Genomic DNA, 12,562 nt, shown 5'->3' with positions numbered 1-12,562 from the left:
CCGAGCTTCTGCGCGACCTGCATCGCGGCGGGGCGGGAGGAGTCGGGGATCGGCATGACAACGTCGATCGCTCCGCCCGGGGTGTACTGAGCGATGGTGGCCGCTCGTGTGGTGATGACGTGCGCGGCCTCCTGGGCACCAGATATGTCGAACACGTCTGCATCGGTCCCGGTCATCAACGGCATGCCCACAGAATGTCGGCGTGACCAGCGAGGTGCAGGGCGTCAATATGGCAGCTCTCTCGCCCGCGGCGAGCTTGACCGCAGGTGCAGCCGCAGCTCAGTGGCGCAAGAGGCTTGCCAGCTGAGCCGCAACGCGCCCAGTGCCGAAGTGCTCCTCGACCCGGTCTCGACCCGACCGTGCGATCGTCTGGGCGAAGCTGCGGTCGGCCAGCAGCGCGACGACGTGGCCGGCGAAGGCTGCCTCGTCGTCCGCGACTAGGGCATCGACGCCCGGGACGAGGTGCATCCCCTCGACAGCAAGGGTGGTGCAGACGAGGGGAACGGCCCTCCTCGCCATCTCGCCAATCTTCCCCTTTACCCCCGATCCGAACCGCAGCGGTGCTACGCCGACCGCGACCCGAGCAAGGGCTGCGCCGAGGTCGGGCACCCAGCCGCGGACGACGACATTGGCCCCCGAGAGAGCGAGGACCTTTTGCGGAGCCGCCCCACCGATGACCTCAAAAAGCACGTCTGGAACTGAGGCGCGCACCAGCGGAAGGATCCTATCGGCGAACCATATTACGGCGTCGACGTTCGGCGCGTGCAAGTAGTTCCCTACGAACGCGACCGTGTTCGTTTCGGGCTGGGGGCGCGGGGCCGTCGTGGGATGGACGGTCGGTACTACGCGTACGTCGGCCCCGGGCGCCGCCTGCCGCATCAGCTCGGCATCGTGCTCGGAGACGGTGAGGGTGACGTCGACGATACTGGCGAGGTAGGTCTCGAGCGCCTCCAGCGAGACCGCCTCGGCCTGCAGACGAAAGCGTTCGTCGCCGCTCAGCGCCTCGGCGAGCTCCGCTTGCCGGCCAAGCCGAACATGGTGCAGGTCGACTGTGTCGTAGACGATGCGCGCGCAGGCAGCAAACTCACGGAGGGGTGCCATCAACACGGGGACGGTCTGCGGTCGCGACAGCACGGCAAGCGCGACGCGATCACCGTAGTCGTGAAGGAACTGCCGCTGGCCCTCACCGCTTGCGATGACCCCGATGCCCCGGCTAACGAGCACGGAGGTGTCGACCTGAGGGGGGCCGAAGACCGGGAAGAAGACGACGGCGACGCCCAACGACAACAGGATCTCCATGATCTCGACCAGGCGGTGCGACGCGGCATCGTGCTCGGGCGTCGGTACGAGATAATCGGCCACGATAACGATGGGCGTCTTTGCTACCGAGCCGTCCGTTGACGCGCCCCTAAAATTCTCCTTGAGCCTGTAGTCCACATCAGGCACCGGTCGTCCCGAGGCGACTCAGCGTTCCTGAGCGACGCAGCTTCACCCTACGCAGGGCGATGGGGGCGAGCAGGCAGCCCGCAACGGCCCAGACCCCGAGCACGGCGACCGTCTCGAGCGTCTGCCAGGAGCCCGCGATCTCGGCGGACGCAAACCCGTCGGGCAGCAGGGCGGCCCGTGCCCCGAGCGCCACCCAGTACAGCGGCAGGGCCATGACGATGAACTGTAGCCATTGGGGGTATCCGGTGATCGGGGCAAAGGTACCGGACAAAGCCGCTAGGCCAAGCAGTGGGAAGAGGACGATGTTGACGTTCCGCGCAGTGGTCACAGTCAGCCCTAGGATGGCTCCGAACGGCAGGATCGCCAGGAGCGACAGTGGGATGGTCCAAGCGAGCCCCAGCCAGAGCGAGGGCTCGAAAGCGATGATGTCGTCGGTGAGGATCGTCCCCGCGATCGTAAGTAGCAGGCAGACGATAACGACCATCGACGACACCAGTACAATTTTCCCGATCAGGTACGCCTGCACACCTTGGGGAACTGTTCGGAGCCGCACGAGCGTGCCGTCGTTCCGATCGGCGACCAGTTGCTGAGCCAGGCTGAACGTTCCGTGGAAGACGACGCTCATCACCATCAGGCTCGGCAGCAGATAGCTGGCTGCCGAGATGTCGGAACTGGGCACGGTCTGGTCGCGCATCACCCAGACGGGCGTGAGGATGGCGATCACCCAGATGACATTACCCAGTAGGTCCTCGCCGCTAGACCCAACCTGTTGCAGCTCGCGTCCGCCGCGGCGCAGCCCCTCTGTCAATGACGTACGCGTGAAATCGGCGGTCTTCATCGCTCACTCCTCTCGAATGCGGTCTCCGTCTGAGGCGTACCTTCAGTCGTGGCCTCTGCGCCTGCAACGATCGCCAGGTAAACGTCTTCGAGCGATCGCCGTCGCACTCGGAGGTTGCTGACCTGGTCGCCGCTCTGAACCATCAGGTCGCGGACGAAGCCGGTGGAGTCGCTCATGAACTCGGAGTGCGACACCCCGTCGGCCTCCCAGAGCACTTCGTCCCCCGCGCCGGTCTGTCGGGCGAGTTCCTCAACGGTGCCGACCGCGACGATCCGACCCCCGACGAGAATGATGATCCGGTCGGCGATGCGCTCGGCCTCGTCCAGGTCGTGCGTCGTGATCAGCGTCGCGGTGTCGTCTTCGGTGAACGCCGAGATGAGCCGCTGGAACGATCGCCGGCTCTCGGGGTCGAAGCCTGCGGTCGGCTCATCCATCAGCAGCAGGGCCGGGCGGCACAGGACGGCGAGCGCGATGTCGACCCGGCGCCGCTGCCCGCCCGAGAGCGAGGACAGCTTCTTGCGGGCTGAGGATGTCAGCCCGGTTGCCTCCATCAAGTCGTCCACGTTCCACACCGGCTGGGAAGCGGCGGGGGCATAGAGCCTGCGCATGTGCATGAGCAGGTCGCGCACGCGCCACTTCCCGTGGTCGCTCCAGGTCTGCAGGACGATCCCCAAACGGGCACGCCAGGCGTCGTCAGCTGCTTGCGGATCCCTGCCGAGCACGGAAACGGACCCCCGTGACGCTCGGCGGAAGCCCTCGAGCACCTCGATGGTCGTGCTCTTTCCCGCGCCGTTGGGCCCGAGCAGGGCGACGATCTCGCCCGATGCAACGGTGAAGCTGACGTCATCGAGGATCTGCGCGTCGCCATAGGTCATTGTCAGTCCATGAACGTCGATCACGGCCTGTTGTCTGGTATCGCTCGGGGTCACGGAGCAAGCCTTCCTGTGAGCTGGAGGAGTGAGCCTTCGACGACGGCGGCGGCGGTTGCGGCGCCTCCGGCTGACGCCATCTCGTCGTTCAGCTGGCGGGCCGCTTCGCCAAACCCCGGGAGGGAAAGAGCGAGGTTCACCGCCGCGGCCAGGGCGTCGTCGTCGACCGCATCAGGCGTCAGAGCTGTGCCGAGGCCCAGGTGCCTGACCTGGCGTGCGTTCACGAACTGCTCAACGGCCTGCGGCAGAACGACCATTGGAGTCGAGGCGCGAATCGCCTCTAGTACGCTCCCCGTGCCGCCGGCCGTGACGAAGAGGTCGACCTCGCGGAGAACCCGCTGCTGAGGCACCCAGCTCTCGAGCCGGACCGACTCCGGCCAGCCGGCGCCCAGCTCCCGCGTGACGGGCCGTCCCAGCGCCACGACCACCTCGGTGCCGGGTTTGACCTCGGAGATGACCCGTGCAACCCTGCGCATCAGATCTGTGCCGTCGTTAAATGTGGTGCCGAGCGAGACGAGCGTGGTGCGTGCCGCGTTGGACGGTTGCCAATCGGCGTCGCCGTCCCGCTCCCAGTCGAGCGGGCCCACGAAGACGTGACCGTGCCCTACCCCCTCGTCCGGGTATTGGAAGCTGCGTGGCAGGGCCACGATGCAGGGCGAATTGGCGTCGGCCGCCGCCGGCGTGGCACCGTGGCTCGGCTGCTCGGGCGGCAGCACGTGCGTCGGGCTGAATTGCACCAACGGCACGCCCCAGCGGGACGTCAGGATCGGGGCAAACGCCGTGACGGTGTCGAAGACGACGATTTCAGGCACGGCGTGCCGGTACTGGGGACCGAGCGCCGCCAGCGCTGCGTCGCGTTCGGCGGCGAACACGTCGACGATGTCCCGCTCAGCACTCGCTCCGGACACCCAGCATCCGACGCCAGTGCGGCTAGAACGCAGCACTGACTGGTAGACGACCGCCCTGGCGCCTGTCCGCTCGACAGCCGCCGCGAAATCGGTGCCTGTGGCGAACGTGACGTCGTGTCCCCGGCCCACCAGCTCGGCGGCGAGGCCGAGCATCGGGTTCACGTGTCCGTGCAGTGGAAGCGTCATCAGCGCGATGGACGACATCGCCCCTCCTTCATAGGGTCTAGTGTCGAAGACCGGTCATCAACGCTCGGCGTCGGCGGCCAACTGCTGAAGTGCTTGTAAATGCCCCTTTATCGCTCGCCGCCCTTCGTCGGTCAAGGCCATCCATGATCGAGGCCGCGGCACACCGGACTCCTTCGTCACCGACACATAGCCGGCCTCGACCAGAATCTTGACCTGGCGGCTCAGAGCAGACTCGCTCATGTCGAGCGTCTCGCGGACGATCGAGAAGGCGACTTCGTCATTCGGCGCTAGGAACGCGCAGATGCGCATCCGCTGTTCTGGGTGGATGACTGAGTCGAACTGCATAGTCATCACCGCAGGGCGGGGTCAACGTCCGGCGCGGACTGACGCGAGCGCCCGACCCGCCAGGTGCAGAGCGTCGTCACGATGCCGAGCGCCATTGCTGCCACGAGGACATAGGCTGTCTCTCCCGTCGTCTTGAGCAAGATGAGTGCGGTCGCGCACAGGGCGGCCGCGACGATCACGAAGGTCACGGTCGCTACGCGGGCACCGGAAGCGAAGTAGTTCTTGGCGGGCGAAGCTCCGTTGCGCCGTCGGGCGAGTCGTTCTAGCAGGACGGGGCCGATCACCCCTCCAAGTACGACGCCGGTGATGGTGAGCCACGGGACAGCGAACGATGCCAGGGCGGCGGCGAGGGATACCCCCAAGCCGATGGGGTACCACGCGGGTCGCGCGGCGATTCGGGCGCCCTGTCGGAAGGCTTCTGACGCTTCGCGGAGCGCATCCCGACTCGCTTGGGGGTCAAGGTCGTTCATCATTCCTCCTCGTTTGTGCGTGTCTAGAATCTATTTCACAGTTTCCTACTGTGCAAGTGTGGTTCGTGTCGACCGTCCACCAGGACGATGCGAGGCTGACAAGGGCCTCGTCGTTGAACCGGCCGAGCGAAACCATGCTGTGTCCTGCTCCACGGAACAGAGCGGCAGCATCGGAGACCTCCCCGGCTGTGACGGTCAGCAGTGCCGACGACCGCCCGAGCACCCAGTCCAGTGATCGGCCCGCAGAGAGCGTGTGTCGCAGTGCGTCAGCGAGGAAGGCAGGCGAGTCAGACGTCGAGAGTAGCTGAGCGTGCGCATAGGCGGCCGCCTTCCGTAAGTCGTCTCCTGGTGGCGGCACGTCGGCGAGGTTATCGATGGTCTGGCGGACGACCTCGACCGACTGGGCCGCGAGACGAGCGGGTGTTCGGATGCGCACGAAGGTGCGCCGGTGAGGTCCGAGCAGGTCACGACCGACGGACATGTCGACCACTCGAGTCTCGAACCCTCGGCACCAGTCCGAGAGCCGCGACACGGGCGATCCGCCGAGCAGGGCGGTGGCCAAATAGCGGGCGGCATCGAGTGGACCGTCCTGCGCCTCCGGGCCCGATAGCATCAGCTCGACGTAGTCTTCGAGGGGCGCGCCCGCAGGGCGGTGGGCCGAGAAGTCGTCGAGCGGGATCGTGATCACCGGGGGTTGACCCGGGCCAGGGCTATCGTCTGGCGTCTGGGAGGGGACGTAGGCAGCCACCATCGACTCCACGGCGGCGGCGATCCGCCTAGGATCGTCTGCGCCTACCACGACGAAGGTAGCGCGTGAGGGGCTGAGCACGGACGTGCCGGGCGGCGATGAGGCGGTCCACGCGAGCCGGAGGACATCGGTTAGCAACTGCTCGTGGTTCGGCGGAACATACGGCAGAGCCGCCGCCACTATTGGATCTGCCTGGTCGGCAACGGCCGCGAGGGCACGGACGAGGACGAGCACCGCCCGATCGAGATCCGACCTCGGACAGGCTGCTGTGACGTCGGCCCACTGTCCCGTCACATGGATCCGGACGGCTACGCCGGCGATCGTGCGTAGAGCGGCGATGCCGGACAGGTCAAGGGCTCGATGCCAGACGCTCCCCGCGAGCCCGGGGGACTGCCAACCCGCTGGCCCGAGGGGTACGCGCAGCCGGAGCTCGCACAACTCGGCCCGGGAATCGCGCGCGGCCACCACCCGTATGCCCGAGGTCGTTGCTCGCTCAGTCGCATCGAGCGCAACGGCGGCGGGCGCGTGGTTTGTGGGCGGGCACGGCCTTGCAGCTTTCGAGTGGAGGAGGCACGTTGCATCGACCGCCGAGACGGTTGCGGGCCGCGCGATGGCGTGTGTCGCCGAGCCGGCACCCGAGGCCGGCCGAGTTCGTGCGACGCCGGGACCCACGGACACCCAGCGAGGCGGCTGGACGACCAAACGCGCCGCAGCGGCGACGACGTCGGCGGGCGAAACACTCGCCAGGCTCCGCGGGAGTCCTGCCGCAACGGCCGCGTCGCCCAGTACGAACTCGAGTCGGCCGAGCGTGCGGCACCACGACCCCAGATCGGACTGCCGATGTGCCACGTCATAGGCGGCACGAGCCGCAGCAGCGGCGACCTGGGGAGCCGGCGCCGCGCCCCTCCCGACGGCGGCGATGGCGTCGACGACCCGGGTCACCGCCTCCGGGGGAGTGCTTTGGTCGCCTGAAGCCCCGACCGTGGTCACAGTCGCAAGCAGGACGTCGGGGTCGCGGGAGTCCAGCATGCCGAAGACACCGCACCGTGCCGAGATATGCTGCGCCTCTGGCACGGCCGTCGACGACCCTTGCGAGAGGAGATCGGCCAGGACGACGGTCGCGAGGTAGCCGTTGAGGTCGTCCCGCGGGTCGGGTAGTCGGAAGGCGACCGAGGTCGACGTGGCCGTGAGTCCGGTCGAAGTCCACGCCTCTCCGCCCGGCACCTCGGGAGGCGGGTCGGACGGGCGCGCACGGGCACCGGCGCCGCGTGCCGACACGCACGAGAACTCCGCATCGATCCACGGCAGCACCTCGCTCGCGGGCTGGGGGCAGACGACGGTCAGCACGACGTTCGACGGCGCATAGTGCGTTTCGAAAAACCGTCTGCAGTCGTCGGGCGTCACCTGGCCCAATCGCTCAAGATCGCCATAGCCATCGTGCGCGAACTGCTCGACAGCCGAGATCACTCTCGACACGAGTGGCCATGGGAAACCGCCCAGGGGAGGAAGGTCTCGCGCGTGCAGGATCTCCTGCGTGATGCCCGCCAGCTGCAAGGCGAGCTCGGTCGGATTGAACGAGGGCGCGCAAAGCCGGTCGGCGTCTCGGAAGAGTGCTCGCCGCAGCTCTGTTGCCGGGACGACCTGGAGGTAGTCGGTGTAATCGTGGTGCGTCGTGCCTGACAATAGCCCTCCGGTGCCGTAGACGGCATCGCCGAAGGCCCCACCCGGTACACTCGCGCTGCCCCGGAACATCAGGTGTTCGAAGAGATGCGCAAGGCCCTCCTCGCCCGGTCCCTCGTCGCGAAAGCCCACACCGACATGCAGGGCCACCGCGGCGCGCGATGAGGGGTAGTCCGCATCGACAACGACACGCATGCCGTTGCCGAGTAAATGTCTCGTGAAGGAGCGAGCCGCAGCCACTACTCAGCTCCTCTCGAGCAGGAATCGCATGAACCCGGCGTACCGCTTGATAGCCGGGACGTCCGCTCGCACGTAGGCCGTGTAGTCGTGAAGGTGCAGGGCAATGCGCAGAGCCGCATAGACGCTCCACTCGTCTCCCAGGTCGTCGCCATACCCGTCGAAGAGGGCGGTGAGGCCGTCCTGCCATCGAGGATCGTGGTCGCCGCGAGCCCAGCGCAGTTCGATCAGTTCGCCTGCGAGCCAGCCGAGGTCCATCCGGGGATCAGAGAGACATATGTCCTCGCCGATCAGGGCCGAAGCTCGCGGCGGCGCCGGAGGATCAGACGCCTCATCAAGCACGAGCCCACCGAGCGACGCCGCGCCGTGAACGATGCTCCGGTCGGAATGATGCAGCTCGTCGCACAGCTCGACGAGTCGGGCTCGGCCCGCCAGGCCGATCTCACCTCGCAGTAATCCCTCAGCCTGGGCGACGGGCGGAGAGCCGGCCCGCCCGGTCAACCAGTGACGCAGACGGTCGATGCTCCGCCCGCCGCTCGCGAGACCCTGCCCTATCCCAGAGGCGGGATCGAGGGAATGCAACCTAGCCAGCTTCGCACCCAGAACGCGCAGGATCGCCGCGAGGTCGTCGGTCGGGCCGCTCTGCAGCAGCGATGCCGCTACAGCCACCGACCCAGCGACGCGGTAGCGACGACCCGCGTGGTCCCCACTGCCAAGGGCCCAGCTGACCACGGCACCGTCCGTTTCGCCAACGGGCTGTGCGTCGCGTTCGAGCCAGCGCGACAGCGCGGGCGAGACTGACGCGAACGGCGCGGGCGCCTCCGGCCCGGTCCGCCTCAGCCAGTCGACGGCGCCAGCCTCGGGGGTGAGGGCGATCTCCGTCGTCAGCAACCTTGTGCTCAGGCGGCGCGAGGCGGTCCTCGTCGTTGATGCCGTGCTCGCGTCGGGGACCCGACCGTCGGATGCCCGTTCGTCTGGCGCCCAAGGAGCGGCCTCGCGCGCTCGCTCGTCAAGCCGCTCCTCCAGCCGGGCGAGCACGCTCGACAAGGGCGGTGGGACGCTGCCGTCGAACTGTCCCGTGGCGAGACTTAGGCCGGGCTCCGGCGGGACCAGAACCAGGTCGGGCACCGTCGAGAGGGTCTCCCAGGCCGAGCGCAGCGCGGGGCTTGTCAAGCCGCCGGGTGGGATCGAGGGCGCAACGCCCACGATCGCGCTGGTGCACTGCAACGCCAGGAGACTCGGGGTGTCGGTGAGACCGCTGGCCAGACGCGAGACGTACCCGAGGGTCGCTGGGTAGACCAGAGCAACATCGGCCCAGGCAGCCCACTTGATGTGTAAGGCCGAATCGACTCCGTCCCACGTGTCGACCTCGACCTCGCCCCCGAGCCTGAGCTGCAGCGTGGTCTTTGTCACGAACTTCAGAGCCGACCGCGTGACGAAGGCCCGCACCTCGAGCTGTGGATAGCACGTCCGGGCCCAGGCGATCCACTGCGGGACACCGTGGGCAGCCGGGGCACCGGCTACGACGAGCAGCAAGCGCTCGCCGCGGAACGGCGGCGGCGAGGGGGTTCCGGGAGGAGCGACGTAGCTGTCGGTCACAGCGCTGTCACCAGGCTTTCGAGATCTGCCAGCGCCGCTCGGTGCCCTTCGATAGTGGAGACCCCGGTCAGGTTGAAGACGACCTCGTCCGCGGCGGCCTCGGCGTACTCGGCCAGCGCCTCCTCGATCTCGCCGCGACTACCGGCGAGGAAGGCGCCTCCGGCGACCAGCGCCTCGGCGCTCGCCCGCTCGTCCGCCTCGATGTCGACGTGGATGCCGACCTTCTCGAGCATGTTGGTGTAGTGCGGCAGCGCCATGTGGCCCCGGCTGCTGGCTAGGACACAGTCGAGCAGGTCGCGACTGGGCTTCGTTATGGCGACTGGGACGAGCACGATGATGCGGGGCACTGGGCGCCCGACCTTGGCCGCGCCCTCAACCAGCGCTGGACGTATCACGTCGCGCAGGTAGGAGGCAGGGGTCAGCCAGGTGATAGCCGCATCTGCGATCTCGCCGGCGAGGAGAGCCATGCGCGGCCGCAGCACGCCGAGGCCGAGTTCGATCGTTGGCCTGGGAAGGTGTGGCATCTGCATCGAGCACGAGTAGAACTCACCCTCGTAGGCGACCTGGCCGGTCTCGAGGAGCGACCGGACGATTGTGAGATAGTCGCGCGCGGCGCCGAGCTGCTTGCGGTATGGGGAACCAAGAAGTCCGCGCTGCAACGACGTTGCGCCCGGTCCGTAGCCGATGGTCGACGGCTGACCGGTTGCATTGGCGAGAGTGGTGGCCCGCATCGCGGCATCGTAGGGATGCGCGAACGGCATGAGGTTGACCGCAGTTCCTATCGGTGTCGGAAAGCCCTGCGTCGCCGCATACGTGAAGTTCTGGAACGGGTCGCTTCCTCCGGCCTGGCCCTGCCACAGCCCGGTCGCGTCACTCCACTGCGCCAGGGCCGCGAATGGCAGCATCTGCTGCGGTCTTGTGGGCCCGAAGGGCACGAGGATTGATCGGGTCAAATCTGCGGCGCAGCGGGTGCCCATCATGCGGGGACGAGCTCGAAGAGTGTGCGCACCGGGTGTGCCGGGCTTTCCCATCGAACGGCGAGACCCGCCGCCCGTGCAAGGGCCTTAAGCTCACCTGCACTCCGGTCAGGCGACGGCATCATCGACCGCATCCGTAATCGCGTCGACGCCGAGTCCATTGGCATGCTGACCTCGGCCAACAGCACTCGGCCGCCCGTCGAGGCGGCGGCCTCACGACAGCGCTTTAGGATACGCACGGTGTCGTCGTCCGGCCAGTCGGCGAGGATCGCCGACACGAGATAGACGTCACCGCCGGCAGGTAGCTCGGTGAAGAAGTCACCATCGACAACAACTGCCCTGTCGGCCAAGCCGGCCCGCTCGAAGCGCTCGCGCGAAACGGTCGCGGGGTGCCCGAAGTCGAGCAAAGTGGCGCGAAGGTCCGGATGTGCGGCGAGCAGGGCGAGAGAGATCGAGCCGACGTGCCCGCCGACGTCGACCACATGACCGACGTTCGACCAGTCGTAACCGTCGATAATCAACGAGGCACCCCAGCCGAGGGCGCCCCCTTGCTGGTCTGCCGCCTCCGCCTGTTCCTGCCAGTCGGGCAAGAAAACGGGATCGATGTTGACCTGCTGCCAGAAGCTGACGCCCGATGCCAGCGCCGAGGGCTCACCCGTTCGGACGGTGTGGTCGAGTCGCATCATCGACAGTCCGGAGACACCGAGCATGGTGTCGTTCCGCAGCATAGGGCGAACGCTCAGGGGGTGATCAGAGCGCAGAGGTTGGGCCGCATCCGTAAGGTCGTAGAGAGCCTCGTCGCCGGAGGCGCCGCTGGAGCCAACGACGGTGAGGAGTCCGCGTGACACCATCTCGTCGAGTAGGTAGGCGGTGACGTCGGGATCGGATGCCGCGCTCGCCGCAATCTCGTGGGCGGTGGTTGGCCCCTCGACGAGGGCGTCCGCGATTCCCAGAGTCGCGGCGGAGCGGATCACAGCGACCTCGAGTAGGTCGGCACGGGCCAAGAGGTCGAGACTCGCCTGCTGTGGGTGGGTATCCATTGTTGTGTCCCTTCGGATTGTCAGTCGGCGCGTCGAAAGGCGAGATGTGGAAAGCAGGAGGCGTCCGGGCCGCTCATCCACAAGCGACCCGGACATATTCTCAACAGCCGTCGTCGATGGTTTTCGAGACCGCGAGTCCCGTCAACCACGTCACGGTCGCGGCGGCACAGTAGGCAGTCGTTGCCGGTGCATCGGTTGCGGCGGACACACCGATGTCGGCAGCACTGGAGTAGCTCTCGTAGCCTGAAACCAGGTCCATAATTGCGTTCGTCTTCGTCATGTTCTTATCCCTCGTAGTCTCAGCAGGTTGCTTCGTAGGTGGCAGCGGACAGCATTGTTACGGTGGCAGCGACGCAGTACCACGTGGTGGCCGGCGCGTCGGCAGCCGATATGTCGCCCAGCTCCGAGCTCGCGGCATAAGTGTCGTAACCGGAGACGAGATCCATGATCTTTTCGTTCTTGCTCATTGGTCGATTCCTTAATCTATGTGACTGATCTGGTGGGCCAGGATGGCTCTAGATCGCTCATTGGGTGAGGTTTCGCCAGGTGGCGTTCGGGTCAATTCCCGATCTTGTGAATTCGTCGATCACCTCCCTTGTCCGGCTCTCGGGTCGATCGGCGGCGGCCAGTAGTGCGGCGGCGACCGCCGTCGCTCTGTGCTGGCCGAAACTCAGTCCCTGACGGCCGGGACGCGAGTCTCGTGGCTCCATTGCCAGGGCCACGCCCGGAGCGATCCGTTCTGCGAAGGCAGAAGTCGCGTCGCTGAGATCTCCCGTCGCGGTGATGAATCGTCCGAGTTCGAGCGCCGTCTCACGTTCAGACGACCGAAGGTAGATCACCATCGCGTCTCGGCGGGGATAGAACTCCGCTGCAGTGAGCACCTTGGCCCGGTACTCTGCGCCGTGGTGCTCGAGGAACTCCAACGCCGTGCCCCAGATCTTCTTCGCTATCTCAACCGAGGGGACGTGTAGGTATAGCCTGAAGATGTCACTCCCCTTCCAGATGGGGCGCGAGCTCTCGGCGAGGAAGTAGCCTGGTGAGATCGCCGGGCGGATGGCAGGAGGCTTATGCAAAATACGATTGATCGAGATGGATTTGCGCGTGTCGGTCACGAATAACACCGGCTAATCCGCTTTGATTGAAGAGCAGCCTCTAACAG

13 protein-coding genes are annotated in these 12,562 nt (G+C 66.8%); all 13 read right to left on the bottom strand.

Going from position 1 to position 12,562, the window contains the following annotated elements; all coding sequences use genetic code 11:
- Window positions 1-279 precede the first annotated feature (279 nt).
- Window positions 280-1,446, bottom strand: a complete 1,167-nt coding sequence (locus tag C5D07_RS02025; protein ID WP_146076803.1) for a glycosyltransferase family 4 protein — start codon at window positions 1,444-1,446, stop codon at window positions 280-282.
- A complete protein-coding gene (locus tag C5D07_RS02020) occupies window positions 1,439-2,284 on the bottom strand; it encodes an ABC transporter permease (RefSeq protein WP_104258553.1) in 846 nt (281 codons plus the stop codon). The genes C5D07_RS02025 and C5D07_RS02020 overlap by 8 nt, the downstream gene beginning before the upstream one ends.
- Entirely contained in the window at window positions 2,281-3,213 is a 933-nt protein-coding gene (locus tag C5D07_RS02015) for an ABC transporter ATP-binding protein (protein ID WP_249028150.1), read from the bottom strand. Before C5D07_RS02015 ends, C5D07_RS02020 begins: the two co-directional genes overlap by 4 nt.
- Window positions 3,210-4,325, bottom strand: coding sequence for a nucleotide disphospho-sugar-binding domain-containing protein (locus C5D07_RS02010; protein WP_104258551.1), 1,116 nt, complete (start codon window positions 4,323-4,325; stop codon window positions 3,210-3,212). Before C5D07_RS02010 ends, C5D07_RS02015 begins: the two co-directional genes overlap by 4 nt.
- A 39-nt stretch (window positions 4,326-4,364) precedes the next feature.
- Window positions 4,365-4,652, bottom strand: coding sequence for a transcriptional regulator (locus C5D07_RS02005; protein ID WP_211286309.1), 288 nt, complete (start codon window positions 4,650-4,652; stop codon window positions 4,365-4,367).
- Between the two features lie 5 nt (window positions 4,653-4,657).
- Window positions 4,658-5,014, bottom strand: a complete 357-nt coding sequence (locus C5D07_RS02000) for a hypothetical protein (RefSeq protein ID WP_146076804.1) — start codon at window positions 5,012-5,014, stop codon at window positions 4,658-4,660.
- Between the two features lie 94 nt (window positions 5,015-5,108).
- Window positions 5,109-7,790 (bottom strand): M16 family metallopeptidase, encoded by a 2,682-nt coding sequence (locus C5D07_RS01995; protein ID WP_104274007.1) that lies wholly within the window; start codon window positions 7,788-7,790, stop codon window positions 5,109-5,111.
- A 3-nt stretch (window positions 7,791-7,793) separates the two neighbouring features.
- Window positions 7,794-9,386 carry a flavoprotein gene (locus C5D07_RS01990; RefSeq protein ID WP_104258547.1) on the bottom strand — a complete coding sequence of 531 codons (1,593 nt, stop codon included), beginning with the start codon at window positions 9,384-9,386 and terminating at the stop codon, window positions 7,794-7,796.
- Window positions 9,383-10,366, bottom strand: coding sequence for an LLM class flavin-dependent oxidoreductase (locus C5D07_RS01985; protein ID WP_181134377.1), 984 nt, complete (start codon window positions 10,364-10,366; stop codon window positions 9,383-9,385). The genes C5D07_RS01990 and C5D07_RS01985 overlap by 4 nt, the downstream gene beginning before the upstream one ends.
- The gene (locus C5D07_RS01980) at window positions 10,363-11,403 is read right to left on the bottom strand and encodes a methyltransferase (RefSeq protein WP_170063489.1); all 1,041 of its coding nucleotides are present in this window, start codon (window positions 11,401-11,403) and stop codon (window positions 10,363-10,365) included. The genes C5D07_RS01985 and C5D07_RS01980 overlap by 4 nt, the downstream gene beginning before the upstream one ends.
- A 100-nt stretch (window positions 11,404-11,503) precedes the next feature.
- Window positions 11,504-11,683 carry an LxmA leader domain family RiPP gene (locus tag C5D07_RS01975; protein ID WP_104258545.1) on the bottom strand — a complete coding sequence of 60 codons (180 nt, stop codon included), beginning with the start codon at window positions 11,681-11,683 and terminating at the stop codon, window positions 11,504-11,506.
- 19 nt (window positions 11,684-11,702) lie between these two features.
- A complete protein-coding gene (locus tag C5D07_RS15600; protein WP_170063488.1) occupies window positions 11,703-11,870 on the bottom strand; it encodes a hypothetical protein in 168 nt (55 codons plus the stop codon).
- A gap of 57 nt (window positions 11,871-11,927) precedes the next feature.
- On the bottom strand, window positions 11,928-12,524 hold the full coding sequence (locus C5D07_RS01970) for a T3SS effector HopA1 family protein (RefSeq protein WP_104258544.1): 597 nt from the start codon (window positions 12,522-12,524) through the stop codon (window positions 11,928-11,930).
- Between the last annotated feature and the right edge of the window lie 38 nt (window positions 12,525-12,562).

This window comes from Rathayibacter tritici (genome assembly GCF_002932875.1).
Lineage (GTDB): Bacteria > Actinomycetota > Actinomycetes > Actinomycetales > Microbacteriaceae > Rathayibacter > Rathayibacter tritici.
The sequence above is the reverse complement of the archived record's forward strand: the minus strand, read 5'-3'. Positions and strand labels throughout refer to the sequence as shown.

Coding starts and splice junctions, on each gene's coding strand:
- C5D07_RS15600 (WP_170063488.1), bottom strand. CDS start 11,870: ATGAGCAAGAACGAAAAGATCATGGATCTCGTCTCCGGTTACGACACT.
- C5D07_RS01975 (WP_104258545.1), bottom strand. CDS start 11,683: ATGACGAAGACGAACGCAATTATGGACCTGGTTTCAGGCTACGAGAGC.
- C5D07_RS02020 (WP_104258553.1), bottom strand. CDS start 2,284: ATGAAGACCGCCGATTTCACGCGTACGTCATTGACAGAGGGGCTGCGC.
- C5D07_RS01985 (WP_181134377.1), bottom strand. CDS start 10,366: ATGATGGGCACCCGCTGCGCCGCAGATTTGACCCGATCAATCCTCGTG.
- C5D07_RS02010 (WP_104258551.1), bottom strand. CDS start 4,325: ATGTCGTCCATCGCGCTGATGACGCTTCCACTGCACGGACACGTGAAC.
- C5D07_RS01980 (WP_170063489.1), bottom strand. CDS start 11,403: ATGGATACCCACCCACAGCAGGCGAGTCTCGACCTCTTGGCCCGTGCC.
- C5D07_RS02005 (WP_211286309.1), bottom strand. CDS start 4,652: ATGCAGTTCGACTCAGTCATCCACCCAGAACAGCGGATGCGCATCTGC.